The organism is Mesorhizobium sp. CA14, assembly GCF_020165195.1.
Taxonomy (GTDB): domain Bacteria; phylum Pseudomonadota; class Alphaproteobacteria; order Rhizobiales; family Rhizobiaceae; genus Mesorhizobium.
Genome location: NZ_JAIUHR010000015.1, coordinates 82951 through 109147 on the forward strand (window position 1 = coordinate 82951; position 26197 = coordinate 109147).

General features: G+C 64.0%; 23 protein-coding genes. 13 read left to right on the forward strand and 10 right to left on the reverse strand.

The window, feature by feature from the left end:
• The first annotated feature begins 23 nt into the window (after positions 1 to 23).
• The 8 genes from LB565_RS17260 to LB565_RS17295 all read left to right on the forward strand — a co-directional run bounded on the left by LB565_RS17260 (position 24) and on the right by LB565_RS17295 (position 8937).
• On the forward strand, positions 24 to 1334 hold the full coding sequence (locus tag LB565_RS17260) for an ABC transporter substrate-binding protein (RefSeq protein ID WP_224586006.1): 1311 nt from the start codon (positions 24 to 26) through the stop codon (positions 1332 to 1334).
• A gap of 143 nt (positions 1335 to 1477) precedes the next feature.
• Complete coding sequence (locus LB565_RS17265; protein ID WP_224586017.1) at positions 1478 to 2350, forward strand: carbohydrate ABC transporter permease; 873 nt, start codon at positions 1478 to 1480, stop codon at positions 2348 to 2350.
• An 11-nt stretch (positions 2351 to 2361) separates the two neighbouring features.
• Entirely contained in the window at positions 2362 to 3186 is an 825-nt protein-coding gene (locus LB565_RS17270; protein WP_224586020.1) for a carbohydrate ABC transporter permease, read from the forward strand.
• A gap of 47 nt (positions 3187 to 3233) precedes the next feature.
• Entirely contained in the window at positions 3234 to 4238 is a 1005-nt protein-coding gene (locus tag LB565_RS17275) for an ABC transporter ATP-binding protein (RefSeq protein ID WP_224586022.1), read from the forward strand.
• The gene (locus tag LB565_RS17280) at positions 4235 to 5005 is read left to right on the forward strand and encodes an L-iditol 2-dehydrogenase (RefSeq protein WP_224586024.1); all 771 of its coding nucleotides are present in this window, start codon (positions 4235 to 4237) and stop codon (positions 5003 to 5005) included. The genes LB565_RS17275 and LB565_RS17280 overlap by 4 nt, the downstream gene beginning before the upstream one ends.
• 164 nt (positions 5006 to 5169) lie before the next feature.
• On the forward strand, positions 5170 to 6648 hold the full coding sequence (locus LB565_RS17285; protein WP_224586026.1) for a mannitol dehydrogenase family protein: 1479 nt from the start codon (positions 5170 to 5172) through the stop codon (positions 6646 to 6648).
• A 22-nt stretch (positions 6649 to 6670) separates the two neighbouring features.
• Complete coding sequence (locus tag LB565_RS17290; RefSeq protein ID WP_224586028.1) at positions 6671 to 7354, forward strand: HAD family hydrolase; 684 nt, start codon at positions 6671 to 6673, stop codon at positions 7352 to 7354.
• Positions 7351 to 8937: an FGGY-family carbohydrate kinase gene (locus LB565_RS17295; RefSeq protein WP_224586030.1), complete on the forward strand. Its 1587-nt coding sequence runs from the start codon at positions 7351 to 7353 to the stop codon at positions 8935 to 8937. Before LB565_RS17290 ends, LB565_RS17295 begins: the two co-directional genes overlap by 4 nt.
• 5 nt (positions 8938 to 8942) lie before the next feature.
• Here the strand turns inward: LB565_RS17295 and LB565_RS17300 are convergent, their stop codons facing one another.
• The 6 genes from LB565_RS17300 to LB565_RS17325 all read right to left on the reverse strand — a co-directional run bounded on the left by LB565_RS17300 (position 8943) and on the right by LB565_RS17325 (position 15306).
• Positions 8943 to 10028, reverse strand: a complete 1086-nt coding sequence (locus LB565_RS17300; protein ID WP_224586032.1) for an ABC transporter ATP-binding protein — start codon at positions 10026 to 10028, stop codon at positions 8943 to 8945.
• A gap of 3 nt (positions 10029 to 10031) precedes the next feature.
• Positions 10032 to 11078 carry an NAD(P)-dependent alcohol dehydrogenase gene (locus LB565_RS17305; protein ID WP_224586034.1) on the reverse strand — a complete coding sequence of 349 codons (1047 nt, stop codon included), beginning with the start codon at positions 11076 to 11078 and terminating at the stop codon, positions 10032 to 10034.
• A 14-nt stretch (positions 11079 to 11092) separates the two neighbouring features.
• Entirely contained in the window at positions 11093 to 11920 is an 828-nt protein-coding gene (locus tag LB565_RS17310) for a carbohydrate ABC transporter permease (protein ID WP_224586035.1), read from the reverse strand.
• A complete protein-coding gene (locus tag LB565_RS17315) occupies positions 11917 to 12783 on the reverse strand; it encodes a carbohydrate ABC transporter permease (RefSeq protein ID WP_095768113.1) in 867 nt (288 codons plus the stop codon). The genes LB565_RS17310 and LB565_RS17315 overlap by 4 nt, the downstream gene beginning before the upstream one ends.
• A gap of 99 nt (positions 12784 to 12882) precedes the next feature.
• On the reverse strand, positions 12883 to 14157 hold the full coding sequence (locus tag LB565_RS17320; RefSeq protein ID WP_224586037.1) for an ABC transporter substrate-binding protein: 1275 nt from the start codon (positions 14155 to 14157) through the stop codon (positions 12883 to 12885).
• A gap of 231 nt (positions 14158 to 14388) precedes the next feature.
• Entirely contained in the window at positions 14389 to 15306 is a 918-nt protein-coding gene (locus tag LB565_RS17325) for an AraC family transcriptional regulator (protein ID WP_224586039.1), read from the reverse strand.
• A 232-nt stretch (positions 15307 to 15538) separates the two neighbouring features.
• Here LB565_RS17325 and LB565_RS17330 point away from each other — a divergent pair, with 232 nt between their 5' ends.
• Positions 15539 to 16942, forward strand: a complete 1404-nt coding sequence (locus LB565_RS17330; RefSeq protein WP_224586041.1) for an MATE family efflux transporter — start codon at positions 15539 to 15541, stop codon at positions 16940 to 16942.
• A 41-nt stretch (positions 16943 to 16983) separates the two neighbouring features.
• Here LB565_RS17330 and LB565_RS17335 read toward each other — a convergent pair whose 3' ends face one another.
• The 4 genes from LB565_RS17335 to speB form a co-directional block, all read right to left on the reverse strand.
• The gene (locus LB565_RS17335) at positions 16984 to 17631 is read right to left on the reverse strand and encodes an amino acid ABC transporter permease (RefSeq protein WP_224586044.1); all 648 of its coding nucleotides are present in this window, start codon (positions 17629 to 17631) and stop codon (positions 16984 to 16986) included.
• Positions 17628 to 18296: an amino acid ABC transporter permease gene (locus LB565_RS17340; protein WP_224586046.1), complete on the reverse strand. Its 669-nt coding sequence runs from the start codon at positions 18294 to 18296 to the stop codon at positions 17628 to 17630. The genes LB565_RS17335 and LB565_RS17340 overlap by 4 nt, the downstream gene beginning before the upstream one ends.
• A 136-nt stretch (positions 18297 to 18432) precedes the next feature.
• Positions 18433 to 19233 (reverse strand): transporter substrate-binding domain-containing protein, encoded by an 801-nt coding sequence (locus tag LB565_RS17345; protein ID WP_127859513.1) that lies wholly within the window; start codon positions 19231 to 19233, stop codon positions 18433 to 18435.
• 140 nt (positions 19234 to 19373) lie between these two features.
• On the reverse strand, positions 19374 to 20429 hold the full coding sequence (gene speB, locus LB565_RS17350; protein ID WP_224586048.1) for an agmatinase: 1056 nt from the start codon (positions 20427 to 20429) through the stop codon (positions 19374 to 19376).
• A 204-nt stretch (positions 20430 to 20633) separates the two neighbouring features.
• Here speB and gcvA point away from each other — a divergent pair, with 204 nt between their 5' ends.
• The 4 genes from gcvA (at position 20634) to LB565_RS17375 (ending at position 26187) form a co-directional block, all read left to right on the forward strand.
• On the forward strand, positions 20634 to 21608 hold the full coding sequence (gcvA, locus tag LB565_RS17355) for a transcriptional regulator GcvA (protein WP_224586050.1): 975 nt from the start codon (positions 20634 to 20636) through the stop codon (positions 21606 to 21608).
• A gap of 190 nt (positions 21609 to 21798) precedes the next feature.
• A complete protein-coding gene (gene pncB, locus LB565_RS17360) occupies positions 21799 to 23103 on the forward strand; it encodes a nicotinate phosphoribosyltransferase (RefSeq protein ID WP_224586055.1) in 1305 nt (434 codons plus the stop codon).
• A 183-nt stretch (positions 23104 to 23286) separates the two neighbouring features.
• The gene (locus LB565_RS17370) at positions 23287 to 24726 is read left to right on the forward strand and encodes a hypothetical protein (RefSeq protein ID WP_224586056.1); all 1440 of its coding nucleotides are present in this window, start codon (positions 23287 to 23289) and stop codon (positions 24724 to 24726) included.
• A gap of 156 nt (positions 24727 to 24882) precedes the next feature.
• Positions 24883 to 26187: an ABC transporter substrate-binding protein gene (locus LB565_RS17375; protein ID WP_224586057.1), complete on the forward strand. Its 1305-nt coding sequence runs from the start codon at positions 24883 to 24885 to the stop codon at positions 26185 to 26187.
• Positions 26188 to 26197: the final 10 nt, after the last annotated feature.

The window sequence follows — 26197 nt, forward strand, 5'->3', positions numbered from 1 at the left end:
TCTTGGTTTATGGGAGGAATTTGATGAAACTTCGCACGCTCACCCTGGGCCTGTTGTCGGCCAGCGCCCTCGCTTTCGCCGCGCATGCCGAATCCATCACCATCGCCACTGTCAACAATGGCGACATGGTCCGCATGCAGAAGCTGACGGACGACTTCACCAAGGCCAACCCCGACATCCAGCTCAACTGGGTCACGCTTGAAGAGAACGTGCTGCGCGAGCGCGTCACCACCGACATCGCCACCAAGGGCGGCCAGTACGACGTCATGACCATCGGCACCTACGAGGTTCCGATCTGGGCGAAGCAGAGCTGGCTCCTGCCGCTCGACAAGCTCGGCGACGACTACGACGTCAAGGACATCATCCCGGCCATCGCCGGCGGCCTTTCCGTCGACGGCAAGCTCTATGCTGCGCCCTTCTACGGCGAGAGCTCCTTCGTCATGTACCGCAAGGACCTGATGGAGAAGGCGGGCCTGAAGATGCCCGACGCGCCGACCTGGGACTTCATCAAGCAGGCCGCCGACAAGATGACGGACCGCGCCAATGGCGTGAACGGCGTGTGCCTGCGCGGCAAGGCCGGCTGGGGCGAGAACATGGCTTTCCTCACCGCCATGTCGAATTCCTTCGGCGCCCGCTGGTTCGACGAGAACTGGAAGCCGCAATTCGATCAGCCCGAGTGGAAGAAGACGCTGCAGTTTTACGTCGACCTGATGAAAGCCGACGGTCCGGAAGGCGCTTCCTCCAATGGCTTCAACGAGAACCTGGCGCTCTTCCAGCAGGGCAAGTGCGGCATGTGGATCGACGCCACCGTCGCGGCGTCCTTCGTCTCCGATCCGAAGGCCTCGAAGGTCGCGGACAAAGTCGGCTATGCGCTGGCGCCCGACAACGGCCTCGGCAAGCGCGGCAACTGGCTGTGGGCATGGTCGCTCGCCATCCCCGCCGGCACCCAGAAGGCCGACGCCGCCGAGAAATTCGTCTCATGGGCGACCTCGAAGCACTATCTCGAGCTCGTCGCCTCGAAGGAAGGCTGGGCCAACGTTCCTCCTGGAACGCGCTCCTCGCTCTACGCCAATCCGGAGTACCAGAAGGCGGCGCCCTTCGCGAAGATGACGCTGGACTCCATCAATGCCGCCGACCCAACGCATCCGACCGTCAAGCCGGTGCCCTATGTCGGCGTGCAGTTCGTCGCCATCCCTGAATTCCAGGGCCTCGGCACCACCGTCGGCCAGCTCTTCTCGGCAGCCCTTGCCGGCCAGTCGAGCGTCGATGACGCGCTGAAGCAGGCTCAGGACGCTGCCACCGCGGCGATGACCGAAGGCGGCTACATCAAGTAAGGCTCCTCCCGGTGCCGAACGCCGGTAGCGCATCATGACCGGCAAGGGGCCGCCCGAAACCCAGTTCGGGCGGCCACCCTTCAAAATCGGGAAAATTCTGGCACGACTCTGAAAATCCGGCTGACCTTGGGAGGGTGACCGTCATGGCTACTCAGCAAACCCGTTCGCTTGCCCGTTTCATGATGGCGCCATCGGTGATCCTGCTGTTCGTCTGGATGATCGTGCCGCTGCTGTTCACGCTGTGGTTCTCGTTCCAGCAATACAATCCGCTGAACCCGATCCGTAACGGCTTTGTCGGCTTCTCGAACTACGCGCTGTTCTATTCCAACCCGGCCTTCCTCTCCTCGATCCTCAACACGCTCATCATCGTCGTCAGCGTGCTGGTCATCACGGTCGTCGGGGGCATCCTTTTGGCGTTGTTGCTCGACCAGCCGATCTGGGGCCAGGGCATCGTGCGCATCCTGGTCATCTCGCCGTTCTTCGTCATGCCGCCGGTGGCAGCGCTGGTCTGGAAGAACATGATCATGCATCCGCAATACGGCGTCTTTGCCGATATAGCGCGCTTCTTCGGCGCCGAGCCGATCGACTGGTTCGGCCAGCATCCGCTGATCGCCATCATCCTCATCGTCGCCTGGCAGTGGCTGCCCTTTGCCACGCTGATCCTGCTGACTTCCCTCCAATCGCTCGACGGCGAGCAGAAGGAAGCGGCCGAGATGGACGGCGCCGGCTTCCTCAGCCGGTTCATCTATCTGACGCTGCCGCATATGTCGCGCGCCATCACCGTCGTCATCCTGATCCAGACGATCTTCCTGCTGTCGGTCTATGCCGAGATCCTGGTCACCACCAATGGCGGCCCGGGCTATGCCTCCACCAACCTGCCCTTCCTCGTCTACCAGAAGGCGCTCCTGGAGTTCAAAATCGGTCAGGCGTCCGCCGGCGGTGTGATCGCCGTCATTCTCGCCAACATCGTTGCCTTCTTCGCCATGCGCGCCGTCGGCAAGAACCTGGACAAATAAGGGAGGATAAGATGGCACGCGCAGTCACCACCCAGCACAAGACCATCGCCACGGCCGCGGCCTGGGTCGTCGCCTTGCTGATCTTCTTTCCGATCCTCTACACGATCATCACCTCGTTCAAGTCCGAGCAGGAGGCGATCCAGGGCTTTGCACTGATCCCATCCGGCACCATGGAGAGCTATGCCGAGGTGCAGGCGCAGAGCGGCTATTTCAAGTTCTTCCTGAACTCGGTGATCCTGTCGGTCGGCTCGACGCTGCTTGCGATCCTGATTGCGGTTCCGGCAGCCTGGTCGATGGCGTTCTCACCGACCAAGCGCACCAAGGACGTCCTGATGTGGATGCTGTCCACCAAGATGATGCCGGCCGTCGCGGTGCTGTTCCCGATCTACCTGATCTTCCGCGACACCGGCCTGCTCGACAGCCGCATCGGCCTAACCGTCATGCTGATGCTGATCAACCTGCCGATCGTGGTCTGGATGCTCTACACCTATTTCCGCGAGATTCCGGGCGAGATCCTGGAAGCGGCGCGCATGGACGGCGCCTCGCTGTGGAACGAGATCATCTATGTGCTGACGCCGATGGCGGTTCCCGGCATCGCCTCGACCATGCTCTTGAATATCATCTTGGCCTGGAACGAGGCATTCTGGACCATCCGGCTCACCACCACCAACGCGGCGCCGCTGACGGCCTTCATCAGCTCTTTCTCCAGTCCGCAAGGCCTGTTCTGGGCAAAGCTGTCGGCTGCCTCGACGCTGGCGATCGCGCCGATCCTCATCATGGGCTGGTTCAGCCAGAAGCAGCTGGTGCGCGGCCTCACCTTTGGCGCCGTGAAGTAACAACGCCCAGGCGGCGGACGACGAAGACCATCCCCGGGGAGGAAACCATGGGAAACATCGCGCTCAAGAACGTCTCCAAGTCCTTCGGGTCGACGACGATCATTCCGAACATCGACCTCAACATCGAGGACGGCGAGTTCGTGGTTTTCGTCGGCCCCTCGGGTTGCGGCAAGTCCACGCTGCTCAGGCTGATCGCCGGGCTAGAGGACACCAGCGGCGGCACCATCAGCATCGATGGCCGCGACGTCACTCGCGAGGCGCCGGCCAAGCGCAAGCTTGCCATGGTGTTCCAGTCCTACGCGCTCTATCCGCACATGACGGTCGCCAAGAACATCGCCTTCCCGCTGAAGATGGCCGGCGAGGACCAGGCGACCATCGACAAGAAGGTGAAGGACGCCGCACGCGTCTTGAACCTCACCAATTATCTCGAGCGCCGCCCGGGCCAACTGTCCGGCGGCCAGCGCCAGCGCGTCGCCATCGGCCGCGCCATCGTGCGCCAGCCCTCGGCCTTCCTGTTCGACGAGCCGCTGTCCAACCTCGACGCCGCGCTTCGCGGCACCATGCGGCTCGAGATCAGCGAGCTGCATCATCAGCTCAAGACGACGATGGTCTATGTCACCCACGACCAGGTCGAAGCCATGACCATGGCCGACAAGATCGTCGTGCTCAATGCCGGCAACATCGAGCAGGTCGGCTCGCCGATGGAACTCTACAAGACGCCGAAGAACCTCTTCGTCGCCGGCTTCATCGGCTCGCCCAAGATGAACATGATCGAAGGCGCGCCGGCCGAGAAATACGGCGCCAAGACCATCGGCATAAGGCCCGAGCATCTCAACATCTCGACCTCGGCCGGCGACTGGAAGGCGACGGTCGGCGTTGCCGAGCATCTCGGCTCCGACACCTTCCTGCACGTCCAGGCGGACGGCATCGGCACCGTCAATGTCCGCGCCGACGGCGAGGTCGCGGTCAAGCATGGCGACACCGTCTATCTGACCCCCGACAAGACCAAGCTCCACCGCTTCGGCACCGACGGCAAGGCGCTGGTGCAGTGAGGTTGAAAGGCAAATCGGCGCTGATCACCGGATCGGCGCGCGGCATCGGCAGGGCCTTCGCCGAGGCCTATGCGCGCGAAGGCGCGACAGTCGCGATTGCCGATATCGACCTGGAAGCGGCGGAAGCGACGGCGAAAGCGATCGGTTCCGCCGCCTACGCAGTCAGGCTCGACGTCACGGACCAGTCCTCGATCGAGGCTGCGGTGAAAGCGGTCGAGGTCAGGACCGGTGGGCTCGACGTGCTGATCAACAACGCGGCGATCTTCGACCTCGCGCCGATTGTCGAGATAACGAGGGCGAGCTACGAAAAACTGTTCTCGGTCAATGTCGCCGGCACGCTGTTCATGCTGCAGGCGGCGGCCCGCTCGATGATCGCGCGTGGCAAGGGCGGCAGGATCATCAACATGGCAAGCCAGGCCGGTCGCCGCGGCGAGCCGCTGGTCGCGGTCTATTGCGCCACCAAGGCCGCCGTCATCTCGCTGACGCAGTCGGCCGGGCTCGACCTCATCAAGCACCGCATCAACGTCAACGGTATCGCGCCGGGCGTTGTCGACAGCGACATGTGGGACCAGGTCGATGCGCTCTTCGCCAAGTACGAGAACCGGCCCAAGGGCGAGAAGAAGCGGCTGGTCGGCGAAGGCGTGCCTTACGGCCGCATGGGCAAGCCTGAGGATCTCGCCGGCATGGCCGTTTTCCTCGCCAGCGACGAGGCCGAATACATTGTCGCCCAGACCTACAATGTCGATGGCGGTCAATGGATGAGCTGACGGGATGAGTTGAGGGGGAAGGCGCTTCTCTCTTTCCTCCGGAGAGGGCGCCGCGGGGCAGGTGAGGGGCAGCATACTGGAACACAGGATGTTGCCCCTCATCCTCGCTCCTCCCGAAGGAGGGGTAATCAGTCGGGCTGCAGATCGGCCAAAGGGTAAATGAGATGACCGTGAAACTCTCTTCCTCGAACCTCGCCAGGCTGCCGGCCAAGGTCGCCGGCCCTAAATACGACCGCTCCGCTCTGAAGGCCGGTATCGTCCATTTCGGCGTCGGCAATTTCCACCGCTCGCATCAGGCGGTCTATCTCGACGATCTGTTCGCCACCGGCGAGGGCCATGACTGGGCACTGATCGGCGCCGGCGTGTTCGAAGGCGAGAAGATCGGCCGCTCCAAGCTCGAGGAGCAGGATTGGCTGACCACGGTGGTCGAGCAGGATCAGGGCCATATGAGCGCCCGCGTCACCGGCGCGATGATCGATTTCCTGACGCCCGGCGATGCGGCCGCCACCATCGAGCGGCTTGCCGATCCGGCGATCAAGATCGTCTCGCTGACCATCACCGAAGGCGGCTATTTCATCGACCCGGCCTCCGGCAAGTTCAACCCGGCCCATCCCGACATCGTCGCCGACGCGCAGCCGGGTGCTGTGCCCAAGACCGTGTTCGGCATCATCCTGGCCGGCCTGCTGCGCCGGCGCGCCGACGGCATCGTGCCGTTCACCGTCATGTCCTGCGACAACATCCCTCATAACGGCCACGTCAGCTCCGACGGCGTCATCGGCCTTGCCCGGTTGATCGACGAGGACCTCGCCAAATGGGTCGGCGATCATGTCGCCTTCCCGAATGGCATGGTTGATCGCATCACGCCGGCCACGACCGATCGCGAGCGCAAGATCCTCGCCGACGATTTTGACCTGGAGGACAATTGGCCGGTGTTCTGCGAGCCGTTCAAGCAATGGGTGCTGGAGGACCATTTCACCGCCGGCCGCCCGGCGCTGGAAAAGATCGGCGTGCAATTCGTCAAGGATGTCTCGCCTTACGAGCTGATGAAGATCCGCATCCTCAATGGCGGCCACGCCACCATCGCTTATCCGGCCGGCCTGATGGACATCCATTTCGTGCATGAAGGCATGCAGGAGCCGCTGGTGCGCGCCTTCCTGTCGAAGCTCGAGCATGACGAGATCATCCCGACCGTGCCGCCGGTACCGGATACGGATCTGGAGGACTACTACCAGCTCATCGAGCGGCGCTTCTCCAATCCCAAGATCGGCGACACCATTCGCCGGCTTTGCCTCGACGGCTCCAACCGCCAGCCGAAATTCATCATCCCGACGATCGCCGACCGGCTGAAGGCGGGCGAGGGCGTCGCCGGCCTCGCGCTGGAATCGGCGCTGTGGTGCCGCTATTGCTTCGGCACCACCGATAGCGGCGCCATCATCGAGCCGAACGACCCGAACTGGGACCGCGTGCAGGCGACCGCGAAGGCGGCGAAGGACAATCCGCAGGCCTGGCTGGCGATGGAAGACATTTACGGCGATGTCGGCCGTTCGCCCGTCTTCGCCGAGGCCTTCGCCCATGCGTTGAAGGCGCTGTGGGCGAACGGCGCGCGCGAAACCCTGACGCGCTATCTCGCCGGCAAGCTCTGAGGCGCCGCCGGAAGCCGCCTCGATGACGCCTGAGCTGGTCATCTTCGACTGTGACGGCGTGCTGGTCGACAGTGAGGCGCTTTCGGTCTCGGCGCTGCTCGGCATGATCGAGCTCGCCGGCGGCACGGTGAGCGAGGACGCCGCCTACGAGCATTTCCTCGGCAAGAGCATGAAGAGCGTGCGCGAGATCCTCGGCCAAGAGTTCGGGCTCGATATCAGCGACCGGCATCTGACCGCCATGCGCGTCGACCTGATGCGCAAATTCCGCGAGGAATTGAAGCCGATCCCAGGCGTCAAGGAGGTGCTGCCGAAGCTCGGCCGGCCATGCTGCGTCGCCTCGTCCGGCACGCTGGAGCGCATTCGTTATGCGCTCGACGTCACCGGCCTGCTCCCCTTGCTGGAGCCGCATCTGTTCAGCGCCACCATGGTCGAGCGCGGCAAGCCGGCGCCCGACCTTTTTCTCCACGCCGCCGCCAGCATGCGGGCGCATCCGCGCGATTGCCTGGTGATCGAGGACAGCCCCGCCGGCATCGCCGCCGCCCGCGCGGCGGAGATGCGCGTCTTTGCCTTCACCGGCGGCTCGCATGCATCCAATCCCGCCCTCAAGGCGCGGCTTGCGTCGACGGAACCGGACTTTATATTCGCTGACATGCTGCAATTGCCCGATCTGATTGCAGGCCTGGGAGCGAGAGAAAAAGCATCTTGACGAACAGTTTCGTTTGCGCGGTCGACGTCGGCACCGGGAGCGCCCGCGCGGGCATTCTCGACGCGCGCGGCAACCTGCTCGGCCGCGCCGATCATCCGATCGCCATGCACCAGCCCAAGCCCGATCATGCCGAGCATGATTCGGAAGACATCTGGTCGGCGGTGTGCAAATCCGTGCGGTCCGCGCTCCAAAAATCCGGCGTCGCCGCCGGCGATATCGCCGGCATCTCTTTCGACGCGACCTGCTCGCTGGTCGCGCGCGACAGGCAGGGCGGTCAGATCAGCGTCTCGGTCACCGGCGAGAAGCGCTGGGACACGATGGTCTGGCTCGACCATCGCGCCATCGCCGAGGCCGATGAATGCACGACGAGCGGCCACACCGTTCTCGACTACATCGGCGGTGTGATGTCGCCGGAGATGGAAACGCCGAAGCTGATGTGGCTGAAGCGTCACCTGCCGAAGACATGGAACGAAGCCGGCTATCTATTCGACCTTGCCGATTTCCTGACCTGGAAGGCATCGGGCTCGCTCGCCCGCTCGCAATGCACGCTGACGGCGAAATGGACCTATCTCGCGCATGAGGAAAAGAGCTGGCGGCGCGATTTCTTCGAGCTTGTCGGGCTCGGCGACCTGTTCGAGCACGGCAATCTGCCGGAAAAGGCAAGCCCGGTCGGCGCCGATATCGGTCCGCTGACGGCTAAGGCCGCCGCCGAGCTCGGCCTCACCGAGAAATGCCGGGTCGGCGCGGGCGTCATCGATGCCTATGCCGGTGCGCTGGGCGTTCTCGGCGGCTTTGCCGGCGACGAGAAGAACATCAGCCGGCACCTGGCGCTGATTGCCGGCACATCGTCCTGCGTCATGGCGATGTCGCCCGACCCGCAGCCCTTTGCCGGTGTCTGGGGCCCTTATTACGGCGCGGCATTGCCGAGGCTGTGGCTGTCGGAAGGCGGCCAGTCGGCCACCGGCGCGCTGCTCGATCACATCATCCGCTGGCATGGCGCCGGCGGCGAGCCGGACGCGGCCATGCACATGAAGATCGCCAGGCGCGTCGCCGAGCTGCGCGCCGAGGATGGCGACGCGCTGGCGGCAAGGCTGCATGTACTGCCGGATTTCCACGGCAACCGTTCGCCGCTCGCCGACCCGCATGCCGTCGGCGTCATCAGCGGCCTGACGCTCGATTCCTCCTTCGACAGCCTGTGCAAGCTCTACTGGCGCACCGCCGTCGCCATCGCGCTCGGCGTGCGCCATGTGCTCGAGGCGCTGAACGAGAACGGCTACCTGATCGACACGCTGCATGTCACCGGCGGCCACACCAAGAACCCGCTTTTGATGGATCTCTACGCCGACGCCACCGGTTGCACGGTGGTCGAGCCGCTGGCCGACGAGGCGGTGCTGCTCGGCACCGGCATGGTGGCGGCGACCGCCGCAGGCCTCTACCCTGACCTCAACGCGGCCTGCGTCGCCATGCAGCAAGGCGGCAGGACGCGCGCCCCCAACAAGGAAGCCGGCGCCCGTTTCGACCGCGACTACCGCATCTTCCTCGAAATGCACCGCCAGCGGCAGATGCTCGACGCAATTGGATAGTCGTCTTACTGCCTGCGCAGCGACTTGCCGGTCTCCGCATCGAACAGATGGATGCTCTCTTCGTCGAACATGTAGTGCACGGGCGCGCGCAGCTCCGGGCATTCGCGGGCAGGCACCAGCGCGCTGATCTCCTTGCCGCCCGAGCCGAATGTCACCAGCGCGTCATTGCCGTGGAACTCGATGAGATCGGCAGTGCCTTGCAACAGGTTTGCTCTGCCGGCTTGCGCCGTCTTCAGATCCGGAGGCCGGACGCCGAGCACCACGCGATCGCCGTGCCGCAGGTCGAAGTCGCCGCCTTGCAGCGACAGCACCGTCCCGGCGCCGGTCAGCGTCCAGCCGTCCCCCTTCCGGCCGACCATGGCCTCGATGAAATTCATGTTCGGCGTGCCGATGAAGCCGGCTACGAACAGATTACCGGGACGCCGATAGATTTCCGCCGGCGAGCCGATCTGCTCGATCACGCCATCCTTCAAGAGCACGATGCGGTCGGCCAGCGTCATTGCTTCGAGCTGGTCATGCGTGACATAGACGGTGGTGGTCTTCAGCGACTGGTGCAGCCTGGCGATCTCGACGCGCATATGGTTGCGCAGCTTGGCGTCGAGATTGGAGAGCGGCTCGTCGAACAGGAACACTTTCGGCGTCTTGATCATGGCGCGCGCGATCGCCACGCGCTGCTGCTGTCCGCCGGAAAGCTCTGTCGGCTTGCGGCCGAGATAGGGTTCGAGGCCAAGCGTCCGGGAGACCGCCTCGACGCGCTTCTTGATCTCGGCTGCCGGCACCTTCTGCCGCTTCAGCCCGAAGGCGATGTTGTCGAAGATCGTCATATGCGGATAGAGCGCATAATTCTGGAACACCATGGCGATGCCGCGGTCGCCCGGCTCGAGATCGTTCACCACCTTGCCGCCGATCGACACCTCGCCGCCGCTGATATCCTCCAGCCCCGCCAGCATCCTGAGCAAGGTCGACTTGCCGCACCCGGACGGACCGAGGAACACCACGAACTCATGCTCCTCGATCGCGAGGTTGAGATCGCGGATGACGGTCGTGGCGCCATAGGCCTTGTCGACATGGGAGCAAACGATCGCGGACATCCCTTATCCCTCTTCGCCGGTCAGCAGGATCTGCAGCTTGACGTCCTCCGGCCTGCCTTGCGCCGCGCGCTCGAACGCCTTGATGCTTTCGGAGAAATCATAGGTGCCGGTGATCAGCGGCTTGAGATCGACCTTGCCGGAGGCGATGAGCTGCAGGGCGCGGTCGAAGATGTTGGCGTAGCGGAACACGGTCTCGATGCGCACTTCCTTGGAAATCGCCGCCGGCACGTTGAGCTCGACCGTCTCCACAGGAAGCCCGACCAGCACCACCGCGCCGCCCGGCCGCACCACGTCGAACAGGTTTGCGAAGGCCTTCGGGCTGCCGCTCGCCTCGAACACGATATCGGCGCCCCAATTGTCGGTCGCAGCCCGCACCGCGTCGACCAGCGACTGCTTGCCGATATCGACCGGCACGATGCCGGGATACTGGGCGGCTATCTCCAGCTTCGGCGCGGAAAAGTCCGAGACCAGCACTTTGGAGCAGCCGCCCGCCAGCGCGGCGAGCGCGATCATGATGCCGATCGGGCCGCAACCGACGACGACGGCGACATCGCCGGGCACGATGCGGGCGCGCGCCGCAGCCTGCATGCCGATGGCGAAGGGCTCGACCATCGCGCCCTCGGCGAAGGAGACATTGTCCGGCAGCTTGTAGGTGAAGGCCGCCGGATGAACGGCTTGAGGAGCAAGCACGCCATGCACCGGCGGCGTTGCCCAGAAGCGGACGTCCGGGTCGACATTGTAGATGCCGAGCTTCGTCGCGCGCGAGGCAAGGTTCGGCACGCCCGGCTCCATGCAGACGCGGTCGCCGACCTTCAGGCTCGTGACATTGGCGCCGACCTCGATGATCGTGCCTGACGCTTCATGGCCGAGCACCATGGGCTCGCGCACGATATAGCTGCCGATCGCGCCATGCGTGTAATAATGCACGTCGCTGCCGCAGACGCCGACCGTGTGGATGGCGATCCTGACGTCGTCCGGTCCGACGTCTTGCGGCAGCGCGATCTCGCGCAGCGACAGTTCGCCTTTTTTCTCAAGCACCAGTGCCCGCATCGGGTATCCTCACTTCAACTTTTCTTTTGCCGGAAAACGGAATTCAGGAAGCCGCTCAGCACGCCGAGGAAGAGCAGCGGCGGCAGCGACAAAAGCACGACCGAGGCATTGAGGATGCCCCACGGCACGTTCATGCCTTGCTGCGACAGCTCGGAAGCCACGATCGGCAGGGTCTTGGCGTTGGAGCTCGACAGCATCAGCGCGATCAGGAATTCGTTCCAGACCAGCACGAAGCTGAAGGCGATGGCGCCGATCAGCGAGCGCGCCGCCACCGGAAGCGCGATCCGCCAGAAGACGGCATAAGCGCCGTAACCGTCGACGAAGGCCGCCTCCTCGATCTCCTTCGGCACGCCCTGGAAGGCCGGGATGGCCAGCCACATGATCACCGAGATGGTCAGCAGCGAATATGTGACGATCAGCGCCGGCAAAGTGTCGTAGAGCCCGAACTGCAGCCAGATCACCATCAGCGGGATCGCCACCGCCACCGGCGGCAGGAAACGCAGCGACAACACGAAGAACTGGATGTCGCCGGCGAAGCGATTGGGATAGCGCGCCACCGCATAGGCCGCCGGCAGGCCGAGCACGATGCCGATCAGCACCGCCGCGCCGCAGGCGACCGCGGAGTTGTAGAGGCCGGCCAGCACGCTGTCGCGGCCGAGGATGTAGCTGATATTGGCGAGCGTCGGCGTGAAGAACACCTTCGGCACGCGGGTGATGATGTCGACATTGTTCTTCAGCGCGTTGAGCGCCGTCCACAAAAGCGGAAACACGGCCAGGAATCCGGCCAGCGTCAGGACGGCCTTGGCGACCAGGCGGCCCGGTCTTATCGGATGTGGCTTCATGCCTGCACCCGCTTCCACAGCATGGTGAAGGTGATGACCGTCGCGATCATCATCAGCACCGCCATCGCCGAGGCGTAGGAGACCTTGCCGGATTCGATGAAGCCCTGCGAGAAGGCGTACATGTCGAGCGTCTCGGTCGCGACGCCGGGCCCGCCGCGCGTCATCACATAGATCAGGTCGAAGGAGCGCAGCGACTCGATCATCTTGACGAACATCAGGCTGATCAGCGGCGCCTTCAGCATCGGCAAGGTGACATAGGCATGGATCTGCCAGCGCCTGGCGTGGTCGAGCCTGGCCGCCTCGATCGGCTGCGGCGGCAAGGTTTCGAGCAGCTTCAGCACGATGACGGCGAAGAACAGCCCCCATTGCCAGACATCCACCGAAGCGACCGCGAACAACGCCGTGCCGGGCTTGGACAGCGGATCGAAGATCAACCCGCCGGTGATCAGCCGGTAGGGATAGGTGGCGATGCCGTAGAGCGGGTGATAGGCGAACTTCCAGACGAAGGCTGCCGAGACGCGCGGCAAAAGCACCGGGATGATGAACAGGAGGCAGTAGAAATTGCGCAGGCGTGGGCCGGCGACCTCGAACATCAAGACGCCCAGCCCGATCGCCACCACCATCGTCGCGACGACGGTGACGATCTCCCATTTCACCGAAACCCAGACGGCGTTGAGGAAGCGGCGGTCGAGGAAGAGATCGGCGAAGTTCGAGAACCAGACCCAGGAATAACCGGTCGTGCTCAGCTCGCGGTTCTGCAAGGCGATGACGATGGCGTAGAGCGTCGGCACCATCGACAGCACCAGAAGGATGGCTAAAGTCGGAACCAGAAATGTGACCGGCAGGGAAGAGCGTCGGCGCATTACTATCCTCGGATTTACTGCTGTCTGGCGAAGGTCCGGCGGCGCACGGGTCCCGGCATTCCTTCGAATGCCGCGGACCGCGCGCCACGGGCGGGAGGATTACTTCTTCTTCACCAGCTCGTTGGCATAAGCCTCGAGCTCGTTGAGGCCGCCCTTGATGTCGGTGCGCGTGCCGGTGACCAGCTCTTCCAGGATGATGCCCCAGCGGTCGCCGAGATCAGGCCAGCGCGGATCCTGCCAGAAGTTCACCGCCGTCACCTTGCCGGTGTCGGCCAGCGCCTTGCCGAGATCGGCACCGTAGATGTCGGCGAATTCCTTGCTGGAGAGGATGCTGGTGCGGTTCAGCTCGCCGAACTGGTGCGCGTCGAGCCGGCGCTTCTCATTCTCCTTCGAGGTCGCCCAGGCGATGAACAGGCCGGCGCATTTCTTCGCGGCGTCATCCGCGTTGGCCTTGGTGCCGATGGCAAGCCCGTGGCCGTAGCCGCCGCCCGGCAGCGGCGCGGGCGGCGGCAGGAAGCCGACCTTGCCGACCACCTGCGAGGTCTTCGGGTCCACCGCCATGCCCGACAGCGGCGTTGATTCGACGAGGATGGCGACCTGGCCGGAGAGGAAGGCGCCCGTCGATTCATCCCAGCTGCCGGTCTGCGTGCCGGGGGCCGAGTCCTTGAACAGCTTCAAATAGGCCTCAGTCGCCTTCACGGCGGGGTCCGAATTGAAAGCCGGCTTGTCGCCGTCGAACCACTTGCCGCCATAAGCCTTGAAGAACGGCATCCAGCGCCAGACATTGGCGCCCGAGCCGCGCGCGCCGCGCAGCGCGATACCGTACATTCCCTTGTCGGCATTGGTCAGTTTCGGCACGTCGGCGATCAGCTCGTCCAGCGTCTTCGGCGGCTGGATGCCGGCGGCCTCCAGCACGTCCTTGCGATAGACCATCAGGTCGCCGCCCCCGGTCAGCGGCGCGAACCAGACCTTGCCGTCATAGGTGGCGACCTTCTGGCGGCCCGGATCGAAATCGGCATAGTCGTATTCAGCCGGGTAGTAATCGGTCAGCGGCGCGATCCAGCCCGAGGAAGCGAACAGCGCCACATTGGCCTCGTCGACATAGTAGACGTTGTAGTTGCCGACGGTCGAAGCGTCGGCGCGCGACTTGGCGCGGCGGTCGTTCTCGTTGAGGTAATCGATCTGGAACGAGGCGCCGGAGAGTTTTTTGAACTCGTCCTTGGAGTCCTCCAGAAGCGTCAGCCCGTCGCGCGGCTGCGCCAGCACCTTGACCGGCGCCGAGCAGACCGGCGCCTGGGCAAGTGCTGCGGTTGAGACGGAAGCGGTAAACACGAACGCTGCACCGAGGCTGGCAGCAAGCCGGTTTGAATTCATTGGTTTTTCTCCTCCAGGAACACTCGCGAAAAGCGGCAGGTCCTCGGACTAAGCGACCCTCACCGTCGCCCGTCGAACCTTCCACCCGTCGCCAAAATGAGCAGTTGGAGAGAGCGAGGCTAGAAGCCCCGTTGCAGTAGACCTGTACTTTTATGCATTGTGCGGCGCAAAAAATGGCGCCGGCAGAGTCTGCTCGTCACACGAGTATCAGTACGATCAGAGGTGGCGAAATCAGGCCCGTAGGGTCAGCCGCTGCCGCGACAGTTTGCGATAGGATGACGGCGTCATCTTGTGCTTGCGCAGAAAGGCACGGTTGAAGTTCGAGATGTTCATGTAGCCGACCTGGAAGCAGATGTCGGTGATCGGGATATCGGTGTCGGCGAGCAGCTTGCAGGCCTGCCAGAGCCTGAGCTTGGCGACGTGGTCGCTGAACGAATTGCCGGTGTTCTTCTGGAAGAAGCGGGAAAAACTGCTTTCGCTCATGCCGGCCAATGCCGCTACGTCCGGCAGCTTCAGATCCTCGGCGAAATGCTGGAACAGGTAGGTCAGCGAGCGCTGAACGATATCCAGCGACTCCGCGTCGAGAAGGGGGGAGAAGTCCGGCGACGACAAAAGCGCGTATTCGTCGGTGGTGGCCAGAAGGTCGAGCAGTTCGAGGAACATGCGGAACCTAGCCAGCCCATGCACCTCGCCCATTCGTTCCATCAGCCCGGCGCCGTCGAGCGCGGTCTGGCCATGAAAGACCATGCCGCGCAGCGAGCGTTCCAGGAACGGCTCCAGCTCGCGCAGCTCCGGCAACAGCCCCGAAGAGCCGCGCAGCCGCTCGGGATCGAACTGCAGCACGATATCGCGGCCTTCGATCAGCTCGCCGGGCTGCACCGCCGTCACCCAGTCATGCGGCAGCCCGCCGCCGACGATGGTCAGATAGCCCGGCCCGAACTCGCCGATATGGTCGCCGACCAGCACGACGCCGGACGATTTCCTGAGCAGATGGATTTCGTATTCGGGATGGAAGTTCCAGACATTGCGCTCCCACGGATAGTCGTCCAGCCGCCACAGGAAGCTCTCGCTCGCCTCCGTTACGATGTGCTCGAAGGCGGGCGCCGTGCGTGGAATCGCGGCCGTGTTCTTTCTGCGCCTGAACGGCATCATTCCTCCCGGCATGGCGCGCCGGCTGCACATGCCAAGGGCATCCGTAGCAGCCCACGGCCAGCAAATGAAAGAGGCATCGCGGAATCTGGATCAATCGCTAGCCGGGCCGCGTCCCTTGCCAACATGTCGCATTTCGTTCACAAGGCGACGCAAATGGCGCCATTTTGCGCCGTTGTTGTACGGCTTCCGGCCCCTTGGCCGACGCGCCGTGTTCTGAAAGAGCGGAACAATGTCTGCGATCGAAGCCGGCGCTCGCGCGCCGGAAAACCTTTGGCGTCAGGAAATCAGGGCGACGATCGCGCTCGCTTGGCCGATGGTGCTGACCAATCTCGGCCAGACCGCCATGACCGCGACCGACGTCATGATGATGGGCCGCCTCGGGCCCGATACGCTCGCCGCCGGCGCGCTCGGCTCCAACCTCTATTTCATGCCGCTGATCTTCGGCCTCGGCCTGATGCTGGCGACCTCGCCGATGATGGCGACCGAGCTCGGCCGTCGTCGCCATTCGGTGCGCGATCTGCGCCGCACCGTGCGCCAGGGGCTTTGGCTGGCGATCCTGATCTCGATCCCGATCTGGATCTTTCTCTCGCACGGCGAAGAGGTGCTTCTGGCCATGGGCCAGAAGCCGGAGCTCGCGCATGAGGCCGGCATCTATCTGCACTGGCTGCAATGGGCGGTGCTGCCCTTCTATGGCTATATCGTGCTGCGCTCCTTCATCTCGGCGCTGGAGCGGCCGGGCTGGGCGCTGATCATCGTTTTCGTCGCAGTCGCCTGCAATGCTTTCTTCAACTGGGTATTCATGTTCGGCAATCTCGGCGTCAAGTCGATGGGCATTGCCGGCTCCGGGCTCGCCACCACTCTGTCAAGCATGCTGATGTTCATTGGCCTGGCGGCGGTGGTGATCAAGGAGAAGAAGTTCCGCCGCTACCGTCTGTTCGGCCGCTTCTGGCGCGCCGACTGGCCGCGTTTCCGCGGCCTGCTGAGGCTCGGCCTGCCGATCGCGGGCATCCTTGCCTTCGAGGTGACGATCTTCAATGCGGCGGCCCTGCTCATGGGGCTGATCGATGCGGATTCGCTCGCCGCCCACGCGATCGCCATCCAGATCGCCTCGATCTCCTTCATGGTGCCGCTCGGCCTCAACCAGGCGGTCACGGTCCGGGTCGGCTTGGCGCATGGCGCCGGCAATCCGGAAGGCGTTTCGCGTGCCGGCTGGACAGCCTTCGTCATCGGCGTCTCCTTCATGGCGCTGATGGGGCTGGTGATGATTCTCTGGCCGCATGCGCTGATCAGCGCCTTCATCGATCTCACCGATCCCAAAAACGCCAGGGTGATCACGCTTGCCGTCTCGTTCCTGGTCTTTGCTGCGCTGTTCCAGATTTTCGACGGCGCCCAGGCGGTCGCCGCCGGCATGCTGCGCGGCCTGCACGACACCAAGGTGCCGATGATCTATGCCGCGATCGGCTATTGGGGCGTCGGCCTGCCGCTCGGCGTGCTCCTCGCCTTCCATTTCGGCCTGAACGGCGTCGGCATCTGGATCGGCCTGGCCTCGGGACTGGCCGTGGTGGCGGCGCTGCTCCTGGCGCGCTGGCTCAGGCGCGACCGCATCGCGCCGGCACTGTCCTTCGGGCATTGACGAACAGAGGCTGCGGGTCCGGTCGGCAGTCTTTCGTCGGCTCAGCGCGCCCCTGCGCGCTGTTCCAGCCGCCGCGCGTACTGCGTCAGCGGGAAGCACATGACGAAAAAGATCAGCGCCACCAGCCCGTAGACCTTGAACGGCTCGAAAGTCGCGTTGTTGATGGCGTTGGAGGTCCTGACCAGCTCCTCGAAGCCGATGATCGAGGTCAGTGCCGTCGATTTGATGAGCTGCACCAGGAAGCCGACGGTCGGCGCGCGGGTGATGGCGAAGGCCTGCGGCAGGATGATCAGCCTGAGCTCCTGCAGATAGTGCAGCCCGAGGCTGGCGCCGGCGTCCCACTGGCCGCGCGGCAGCGCGTCGACGCCGCTGCGCCAGATCTCGGCCAGATAGGCGCTGGCGAAGAAGGTGAGGCCGAGCGCCGCTGCCGTCCACGGTTCGATGCGCAGCCCCAGCATCGGCAGGCCGAAGAACATCAAAAAGAGCTGCATCAAGAGCGGCGTGCCTTGGAAGAGCGCGATATAACCGGACGCGATCCGCTTCACCCAGCTGTTCTTGGCGATGCGGAAGAACAGCACCACCAGCCCGACCAGCGCGCCGCCGATGAAGGCGGCGAGCGACAACAGCACCGTCCAACGGGCGGCGAGCAGCAGGTTGCGCACGATGTCCCAGAAGGTGAACTCGATCATGACACGCCCGCCCCCAGAACACGGCGGCCGCCGCCGACCAGCAGCCGGCGCAGCCCCATAGACAGGCCGAGATAGACCATCGTCACCACGAAATAGGTCTCGAAGGCGCGAAAAGTGCGCGCCTGCAGCATGTCGGCCTCATAGGTCAGCTCGCGCACCGCGATCTGCGACACCACGGCGGATTCAAGCATCATGATGACGATCTGGCTGGTCAGCGCCGGGTAGATCACTTTCAGCGCTTGCGGCAGGACGATCTTGACGAATACCTGGCGGGGCCTGAGGCCGAGCGCCAGCGCGGCTTCCGTCTGCCCGCGCGGCACGGCGTCGAGCCCGGCGCCGACGATCTCGATCGTATAGGCTGCCATATTGAGCGTCATCGCCAACACCGCGGCCAGGATCGGGTCCAGCCTGATCCCGAGCGTGGGCAGCCCGAAGAAGATGAAGAATAGCTGCACCAGGAACGGCGTGTTGCGCATCACCTCGACATAGATGCCGATCGCCAGCTGAAGCGGCTTCGGGCCGTTTCTTTTGCCGGCGGCGCCCAGGATGCTGAGGAAGGTGCCGGCGAGCGTCGTGACGGCGATCAGAAGCAGCGTCATCGCCGCGCCGCGCGCGATCACGCCCGCCGCACCCGCAAGCCAGCCGAAGTCGAGGCTGTAGCCCATGGCGATTGACCTTGTTGAAGGCGCCCGGCCTAGAGCAATTCCAGGAAAAGTGTGAAGCGGTTTTCCGTCCGGAATTGCGTGAAAACAAAGAGGGAGAGAAGGTTCGGCGCCTGTTACGGCGCCGAACCGATCGGCATCAATCCTTGAGATTGTCGGGGTTGAGCGGCGTCTTCAGCCAGGCCTTGGAGCTTTCGTCGAGCTTGCCGTCGGCCAGCATCTTGGCGACGGCGTCGTTGACAGCCTTCTTCAGCCGGTCCTCATTCTTGTTGAGGCCGATATGCGAGGGCGAGGTCAAGAGCTGGAATTTCTGCTCCGGCTGCAGCGCGTCCTGCTTGGCCAGCACCTGTGCGCCGACGTCGTTGCCGACCACCATCAACTGCGTCTGGCCGGAGATAAAGGCCTGGATGACGGAATTGTAGTTGTCGAAGCGGCGGATGTCGGCGGACGATGGCGCCGCCTCGGTCAGCGAGGTATCCTCCAGCGTGCCGCGGTTGACGGCGATGGACTTGTCGGCGAGGTCTTCCTTGCCCTTCACGGCCGTTGCTTTCGGGCCGATGACGGCGATGTAGTAGGGCGCGTAGGCGGCGGCGAAATCGATCACCTGCTCGCGTTCCTTGGAGTAGCCGACGCTCATCAGGATATCGACGCGCTTGTCGGTGAGATAAGGAATGCGGTTCTGGCCGGTGACGCTGACCAGGTTGAGCTTAACCTTCAAGGCGTCGGCGATGGCCTGCGCCACGTCGATGTCGTAGCCCTTGATGCTCATATCGGCGCTGGCCGAGGAGAAGGGCGGGAAGTCGGAAAAGATGCCGACATTGATGGCGCCGGCCTTGGTGATGTCATCGACGGCGTCGGCCTTGGCCTGGGTGGCGAGGCCGGCGGCGCCGAGCATCATGGCTGCCGCGATGGCGGATTTCAGTGCATTGCGAAGAGTCATTCTTATTCCCCTGCTGGAAGCTTGTTGTTGAAACCGGCCGCCGGCTCCAGCGCGGCGGCCGTGTTGGGAGAGCAATTCCAGAAGACGCGGTTTAGGTTTGGCGACTTCGCCATAGCTTCCGTCTGGAATTGCGTGAAGCATCAGCCCTTCTTGATCGCCGGACTGAACACCATCAGGCTGAGAATCTCGAACAGGACCTGGGCGCCGACATGGGCGGTGTTGGTGGTCGCGTCATATTGCGGCGCCACCTCGACGACGTCGCCGCCGACGATGTTGAGGCCCTTCAGCCCGCGCAGCAGTTCGAGCACCTCGCGCGTCGTCAGCCCGCCGACTTCCGGCGTGCCGGTGCCGGGCGCGAAGGCCGGATCGATGCTGTCGACGTCGAAGGAGACGTAGGTCGGGCCGTCGCCGACGATTTTGCGCGCCTTCTCGATGATGGCGGGGATGCCGAGGCCGGTCACCTCCTCGGCATGCACGACGGTCATGCCGGACTCGTAGGTGAACTCCCACAGATATTCGGCCGAGCCGCGGATGCCGATCTGGATCGTGCGCGAGGGATCGAGCACGCCGTCCAGCACCGCGTTGCGGAACGGTCCGCCATGGTGGAACTTGGTCATGTCGAACAGCCCGCTGGTATCGCAATGGGCGTCGATATGGATCATGCCGACCGGCGCCTTTTTGCCGACCGCCTTCAGGATCGGACGGCTGATCGAATGGTCGCCGCCGACCGAGAGCGGCAGCACGCCGGCGTCGACGATCTGGTTGGTGCGCTTTTCGATGTCCTCATGGCTGATCTCCAGCCGGTAGCGGCTGCGGAACGGCGTGTCGCCGATATCGGCGACGCGAAGCTCATGCGTCGGCGCGCATTCCAGCACATGGTTGTACGGGCCGATGCGCTCGATGGCGCGCAACGCGCGCGGCCCGAAGCGCGAGCCGGGACGGTTGGTGACGCCGAGGTCCATCGGCACGCCGATCATCGCCACCTGCAGGTCGCCGAAATCCGGGTTCTCGGCGGCGATTTCGCGGTAGGGCGCGGCGAGGAAAGTCGGGATGCCGGAATAGGGGGCGAGCCGGGTGCCCGACTTGTTGAAGATCTTGTCGGCGACCTTGCGGAATTTCGGGTCGAACATCTCGCCGCCATGGCTCTCGCCATATTTGCGGCGCAACGCTTCGAGCTTGCCGCGATCGTAACCCATGTCCGGTCTCCTCTGCTTACTGCCCGCACGGGAGATTTGCCAAGCCAGCCAGTTGCCAGGCTGGATCGTTGCCCGCTGTCCCCGGCGGATTTCACGTCTCTTGAAAGCTGTTCCGGGCAAAAGTGTCGGGCAGCCGCATTGAAAAATCAATTGATATTGTTAGGGTCTTTGTTGTGAGAAAATCTCACAGAGTTGGAGCTCTCCATGGCCAAGCGCCTGCCGCCGCTGAACCCCTTGCGCGCCTTCGAAGCCGCGGCGCGGCACGCCTCGCTGACCAAGGCGGCGGGTGAGCTCAATGTCACGCACGGCGCTGTCAGCCACCAGATCAAGGCGCTTGAGCAATCGCTCGGCGTAAAACTGTTCGAGCGCAGCGGCCAGCGCGTGAAGCTGACGCCGCATGGCGCGGAGTTCCTGCCGGCGGTCTCGGCCGCCTTTGAGGGCATCGCCGCCGCCACGCAGCGCATGACTAGGCCGGCAAGTGCCGGCGCGCTCTCGGTCTCCTGCGTGCCGGCGCTGTTGTTGCTCTGGATGACGCCGCGGCTCGGCTCCTTCACGGCGCAATATCCGGACATCCAGCTGACGCTGATCCCGTCCAACGATCCCAAGGACATCCGCGCCGCGGACATCGACGTCTGCGTGCATTATGGCGACGGCAGCTGGAGCGACTGCTGGATACGCAAATGGTCCGGCCTGGAGCTGTTTCCGGTGGTCAGTCCGACGCTGATCAACAACCGCCCGATCCGCAGCGTCCGCGACCTCGCCGACCATGTCTTCCTGCATGGCGACGATGGCCGTGAATGGCACACCTGGCTGGCCGCCGCCGACGCGCTCGATCTGGAGCGCGGTCGCCGCCATCGTCTGGGCGATGCGCGCATGGCGACGGAGGCCGCCGTGCACGGCCATGGCGTGGCGCTCGGCGATTCCGTCACCGCGCGCGCCTTGCTCGCCAGGGGCATGCTCGTCGCGCCCTTCACCTTGTCGGTGCCGGCGGTCGACGATTTCTATGTCGTCTGCCGCAACGAGATGCGCTCGGCACCGATCGTGCAGCTCTTCATCGACTGGCTGTTCGCCGAGAAGGAGCAGGACGAGGCCCGCGCCGACGCGCCGGTGGCCGGCCGCGTGCCGAGCCGCAGGAAACGTCCGTCCCTCAAGGTCATAGGCGTCAGGACCGCATCCTGATGGCTGGACTTGCATAGCTGCTTTTTGTCGGGCCAGCTTGCAAAGCAGCAAGCGCGTTCGGAAATACGGTGCTAAGAGGCAGTTGGCTAAAGCAATTCCGTGCAACGGGGTTGCGTCCGGAATTGATCGAACAAGGATTTGAAGCGTGACGCCCGCGTTTCCGTGCGTTGTGCTTTATGGATGAGCGAGCATGGCAAAGACCGATATAGCGCGGCGCGTCTACAACCACACCTGGAAGCTCGACCCGATCGTCCGCAGCCTGCTGGACACCGACTTCTACAAGCTTCTGATGCTGCAGATGATCTGGGGCATGTACCCCAAGGTTGACGCCACCTTCTCGCTGATCAACCGCACCACGTCGGTGCGGCTGGCCGATGAGATCGACGAGGGCGAGTTGCGCGAACAGCTCGACCACGCCCGCACCTTGCGCTTCTCGAAGAAGGAAATGATCTGGCTGGGCGGCAACACTTTTTACGGCCGCAAGCAGATATTCGAGCCGGAATTCCTCGCCTGGCTGGAGAATTTCCGCCTGCCCGAATACGAGCTTTCCAGGCGCGACGGCCAGTTCGAGCTCTCCTTCGCCGGGCCCTGGATGTACACGACGCTCTGGGAAATCCCGGCACTCGCGATCATCAACGAGCTGCGCTCGCGAGCGGCGATGCGCTCATTCGGCCCGTTCGCCCTCGACGTGCTCTACGCCCGCGCCAAAGCCAAGATGTGGGACAAGACCGAGCGGCTGAAGGCGCTGCCCGGCATCCGCATTTCCGATTTCGGCACGCGCCGCCGGCATTCCTTCCTGTGGCAGCGCTGGTGCGTCGAGGCGCTGAAGGAAGGCATCGGCGATGCTTTCACCGGCACCTCAAACGTGCTTCTCGCCATGGACAACGACCTCGAAGCTTTGGGCACCAACGCGCATGAATTGCCGATGGTCTTCGCCGCCCTTGCCAATTCCGAAGAGGAGCTGAGGCAGTCACCCTACAAGGTGCTGCAGGACTGGCAGCGCTACTATGGCGGCAATCTGCTGATCGTGCTCCCCGACACTTTCGGCACCGCCGCGTTCCTGCGCGATGCGCCGGACTGGATCGCCGACTGGACCGGCTTCCGGCCGGACAGCGCGCCGCCGATCGAAGGCGGCGAGAAGATCATCGACTGGTGGCGCAAGAAGGGCAAGGATCCCAAGCAGAAGCTGCTCATCTTCTCCGACGGCCTGGAAGTCGAGACCATCGAGGAGACCTACAAGCATTTCCGCGGCAAGGTGCGCATGTCCTTCGGCTGGGGCACCAACCTCACCAATGATTTCGAGGGTTGCGCGCCGACCGAAACCAAGAGCCTCGACGCCATCTCGCTCGTCTGCAAGGTCAGCGAAGCCAATGGCCGGCCGGCGGTGAAGCTGTCGGACAACCCCGCCAAGGCGACCGGGGATGAGAAGGAGATCAAAAGGTATCTCAGGATATTTGGCGAGAAGGGACGCGTGGAGCAGCTGGTGAAGGTGTGAGGCTTAAGGCCCGGACGAATGGAATTCCTGGATAAGCCGAGTTCCTTCGCGCCCCCCTCTGTCCTGCCGGACATCTCCCCCTCTAGGGGGGAGATTACGCTGTCATCTCCGCTTTCGCCAATCTCTGACGTTGCAGGAGGAGAGCCGGCGCCGAAACTGCTAATCTCCCCCCAAGAGGGGGAGATGCCCGGCAGGGCAGAGGGGGGCGCCGTAGAGTGCCAGCTTTCCGGGTTGGCTTTCCTAGCCGCCGCCCTCGCCACTCTCCCCACCCCCGCCTTCGCCCACGCTTCCGACCGCGGCCACGTCCTGCTTCTCCCGACCGGTTACTACATCGCAGGTGGCGCGCTGGCGGTGGCCGTCAGCTTCCTCGTTCTGGCGCTGCTGCCGCCTGCCGCCCTCGACCATTTCTGGCGTCGGCGCCTACCTCTATTTGCCTTCAGCGACACCCTGCGCACCACTATCAGCCTGATTTCCTTTGCCGGCTTCGCGCTTCTCATCGCCGCCGGGCTTTCCGGCAGCCGCGACCCGCTTTCCAACCCTCTCCCACTCGTGATCTGGACGCTGCTCTGGGCCGGCTTCACCCTGTTGCAGGGCGTCTTCGGCGACTTCTGGTCGTGGCTCAACCCATGGTACGGCCCGTGGCGCGTCGCCTCTCGCGTTTTCAGCATTCAGGCCGGCGACGCAAAGCCATCGCGCCTGCTCAACTGGCTCGGCTACTGGCCGGCCTTCGCGCTGTTCTTCGCCTTCGCCTGGTTCGAGCTGATCGATCCGGCGCCCGACGATCCGGCCCGCCTGGCCTTTGCCGCCGGTATCTATTGGCTGGCGAGCTTTGTCGCGATGCTCGTCTTCGGCTACGACGCCTGGAGCCGGCGCGGCGAATTCCTCACTGTCTTCTTTGCCATGGTCGCCCGCTTCGCGCCTGTCGAGCGCCTCGATGGCCGGCTCTCGCTCTGCTGGCCCGGCGCCAAGCTGCTTGCGGCCGCGCCGCTGCCGCTGAGCGGCACGGCCTTTCTTCTCCTCGCCCTGTCCTCAGTATCTTTCGACGGCCTGTCGAAAACCTTCTTCTGGCTCGGTCTGTTCGGCGTCAATCCGCTGGAATATCCAGGCCGCACCGCTTTGATCGGCATCGGCAGCTTCGGCCTTGTGCTCACCTTCGTCCTGCTCGCGGCCGTGTTCGCGTCGGCCGTTTTTCTTGGACAGCGCCTTGCCGGCGACGATCATTCATTGAGGGCGCCTTCGGGCCTGCTGGTCTGGTCGATCGTGCCGATCGCGCTCGCCTACCACATTGCGCATTACCTCACCGTTCTGCTCGTCGACGGCCAGTACGCGCTGGTCGCGCTCTCCGATCCTTTCGCGCTCGGCTGGAACCTGTTCGGCACCGCTGGCAGGATGGTCGAGGCGGGCGTCGTCGCCGGCGCCCAGTCGGCCTGGTGGCTATGGAATGTCCAGGCCGGCGTCATTATCGCCGGCCATGTGCTGGCGGTTCTGGTCGCGCATGGCCTTGCCTGGCGCCTCCACCCTCAGCCTTCGCGTGCGGCGCTCAGCCAGCTTCCGCTCACATTTCTGATGATCGCCTACACGATCTTCGGCCTCTGGCTGCTTGCCACGCCGACCGCCGGATGACACAAGGGCGCGCCTCCGATGCCGTCGGGTAAAGCTCGCTTGCCAGGCCAGAGCTTTGGTGATTTAGTTTGTACACATGCAATTTTCGCGTCCTCCGAGCGAGGAGGATCGAGCCGCCTTATCGCTGGTCAAAACTGAAAAAACAGGGGAACCGACATGGCTGACAAGAACGGATTTTTCGACCTCTCCAAGACGACGCTGTCGCGCCGCACCGCGCTGAAAGGCATAGCCGCCGGGGCCGGCCTGGCGCTGGCGCCGGGCTTCGTTCGTTACAGCCAGGCGCAGAGCTCGGCACCGATCAGAATAGGCTTCCAGTCGCACCGAACCGGTATCGGCGCCGCCTATGGCCGCTGGTACGAGAAGACCAGCGCCGCCGCCGTCAAGGCGATCAACGACGCCGGCGGCATCAGCGGCCGCAAGGTCGAGCTGGTCATCGAGGACGACGGCACCGATCCGGCGCGCGGCGCCGAGGTGGTCAACAAATTCGCCAAGCAGCACAAGACCGACATCGTCTTCGGCACCTTGTTCTCGCATGTCGTAATCGGCTCAGCGCCCGCCGCCGGCGAAAACAAGATCCCCTATTTCGTAGTCAGCGAAGGCCATCACGTCGCCTCCACCAAGCTCAACCGCTACGTCTTCCAGCCCGGCATTACCGACGTGAAGAGCCAGATTCAGTCGATGGCGCCGTGGATCGCGGCGAATGCCGGAAAGAAGGTGACGCAGATCTTCCCCGACTTCGCCTTCGGCTACGACCACCGCGACTACCTGCCGCCGGCGCTGAAGGCGCAGGGCGCCGACGTGATCGCCCAGATCGCCATCCCGCCGACGGAGAGCTCCTTCACCAAGTACTTCCCGCAGATCCCGGCCGAGACCGAGGTGATCTACCACGTCATGGTCGGCCCGGCCGTGCTTACCTTCGTCAAGGAGCTCGGCGAATTCTACGGTTCGCAACGGCCGCAGCTCTTCGGCTTCATCGACTCGCTCGAAGCCGTCGACATCAACAGCCCCGGCCTCGAATTCCTCGACGGCAGCCATTTCTGGGAAGGCTCGCCCCGCTATGCGCAGCCCGATGACTCGGCGGCGCAGAAAGCCTACCGCGCCGCGGTCGGCATCGACGACAACGGCGCCGCCGTCGGGGACCCCAAGGACGTCTCCACCGCCGCCCACATGTTCGGTTGCTGGGAAACGCTCTATGTCGTCAAGAAGGCGATGGAGGATGCCGGTTACAAAGGCCCGGAGGATCGCGCCAAGCTGGTCGAGGCGACCGAGGCGCTGAAGGAATTCGCCGAGGGGCCGGAGCATCCGCAGGGTCCGAAAACCTTCAACGGCAAGATCCACCAGTGCTTCGGCATCCAGAACATCTCCAAGGTCGAAGGCGGCAAGCTCAAGGTCGTCCACAAGACCAAAATCGAGGACGGTCTCTACGAGCCGGAAGGGGATTATACGAAGCAGGCGCTGTGAGCTTGTCTCA

Bases quoted from the DNA above. Each gene is read 5' to 3' on its own strand.
- LB565_RS17370 (WP_224586056.1), top strand. From the start codon at position 23,287: ATGCCCGGCAGGGCAGAGGGGGGCGCCGTAGAGTGCCAGCTTTCCGGG.
- LB565_RS17260 (WP_224586006.1), top strand. From the start codon at position 24: ATGAAACTTCGCACGCTCACCCTGGGCCTGTTGTCGGCCAGCGCCCTC.
- LB565_RS17335 (WP_224586044.1), bottom strand. From the start codon at position 17,631: ATGATCGAGTTCACCTTCTGGGACATCGTGCGCAACCTGCTGCTCGCC.
- pncB (WP_224586055.1), top strand. From the start codon at position 21,799: ATGGCAAAGACCGATATAGCGCGGCGCGTCTACAACCACACCTGGAAG.
- LB565_RS17305 (WP_224586034.1), bottom strand. From the start codon at position 11,078: ATGCGGGCACTGGTGCTTGAGAAAAAAGGCGAACTGTCGCTGCGCGAG.
- speB (WP_224586048.1), bottom strand. From the start codon at position 20,429: ATGGGTTACGATCGCGGCAAGCTCGAAGCGTTGCGCCGCAAATATGGC.
- LB565_RS17290 (WP_224586028.1), top strand. From the start codon at position 6,671: ATGACGCCTGAGCTGGTCATCTTCGACTGTGACGGCGTGCTGGTCGAC.
- LB565_RS17320 (WP_224586037.1), bottom strand. From the start codon at position 14,157: ATGAATTCAAACCGGCTTGCTGCCAGCCTCGGTGCAGCGTTCGTGTTT.
- LB565_RS17310 (WP_224586035.1), bottom strand. From the start codon at position 11,920: ATGAAGCCACATCCGATAAGACCGGGCCGCCTGGTCGCCAAGGCCGTC.
- LB565_RS17265 (WP_224586017.1), top strand. From the start codon at position 1,478: ATGGCTACTCAGCAAACCCGTTCGCTTGCCCGTTTCATGATGGCGCCA.
- LB565_RS17330 (WP_224586041.1), top strand. From the start codon at position 15,539: ATGTCTGCGATCGAAGCCGGCGCTCGCGCGCCGGAAAACCTTTGGCGT.
- LB565_RS17325 (WP_224586039.1), bottom strand. From the start codon at position 15,306: ATGCCGTTCAGGCGCAGAAAGAACACGGCCGCGATTCCACGCACGGCG.
- LB565_RS17345 (WP_127859513.1), bottom strand. From the start codon at position 19,233: ATGACTCTTCGCAATGCACTGAAATCCGCCATCGCGGCAGCCATGATG.
- LB565_RS17285 (WP_224586026.1), top strand. From the start codon at position 5,170: ATGACCGTGAAACTCTCTTCCTCGAACCTCGCCAGGCTGCCGGCCAAG.
- LB565_RS17340 (WP_224586046.1), bottom strand. From the start codon at position 18,296: ATGGGCTACAGCCTCGACTTCGGCTGGCTTGCGGGTGCGGCGGGCGTG.
- LB565_RS17275 (WP_224586022.1), top strand. From the start codon at position 3,234: ATGGGAAACATCGCGCTCAAGAACGTCTCCAAGTCCTTCGGGTCGACG.
- LB565_RS17315 (WP_095768113.1), bottom strand. From the start codon at position 12,783: ATGCGCCGACGCTCTTCCCTGCCGGTCACATTTCTGGTTCCGACTTTA.
- LB565_RS17375 (WP_224586057.1), top strand. From the start codon at position 24,883: ATGGCTGACAAGAACGGATTTTTCGACCTCTCCAAGACGACGCTGTCG.
- LB565_RS17270 (WP_224586020.1), top strand. From the start codon at position 2,362: ATGGCACGCGCAGTCACCACCCAGCACAAGACCATCGCCACGGCCGCG.
- gcvA (WP_224586050.1), top strand. From the start codon at position 20,634: ATGGCCAAGCGCCTGCCGCCGCTGAACCCCTTGCGCGCCTTCGAAGCC.
- LB565_RS17300 (WP_224586032.1), bottom strand. From the start codon at position 10,028: ATGTCCGCGATCGTTTGCTCCCATGTCGACAAGGCCTATGGCGCCACG.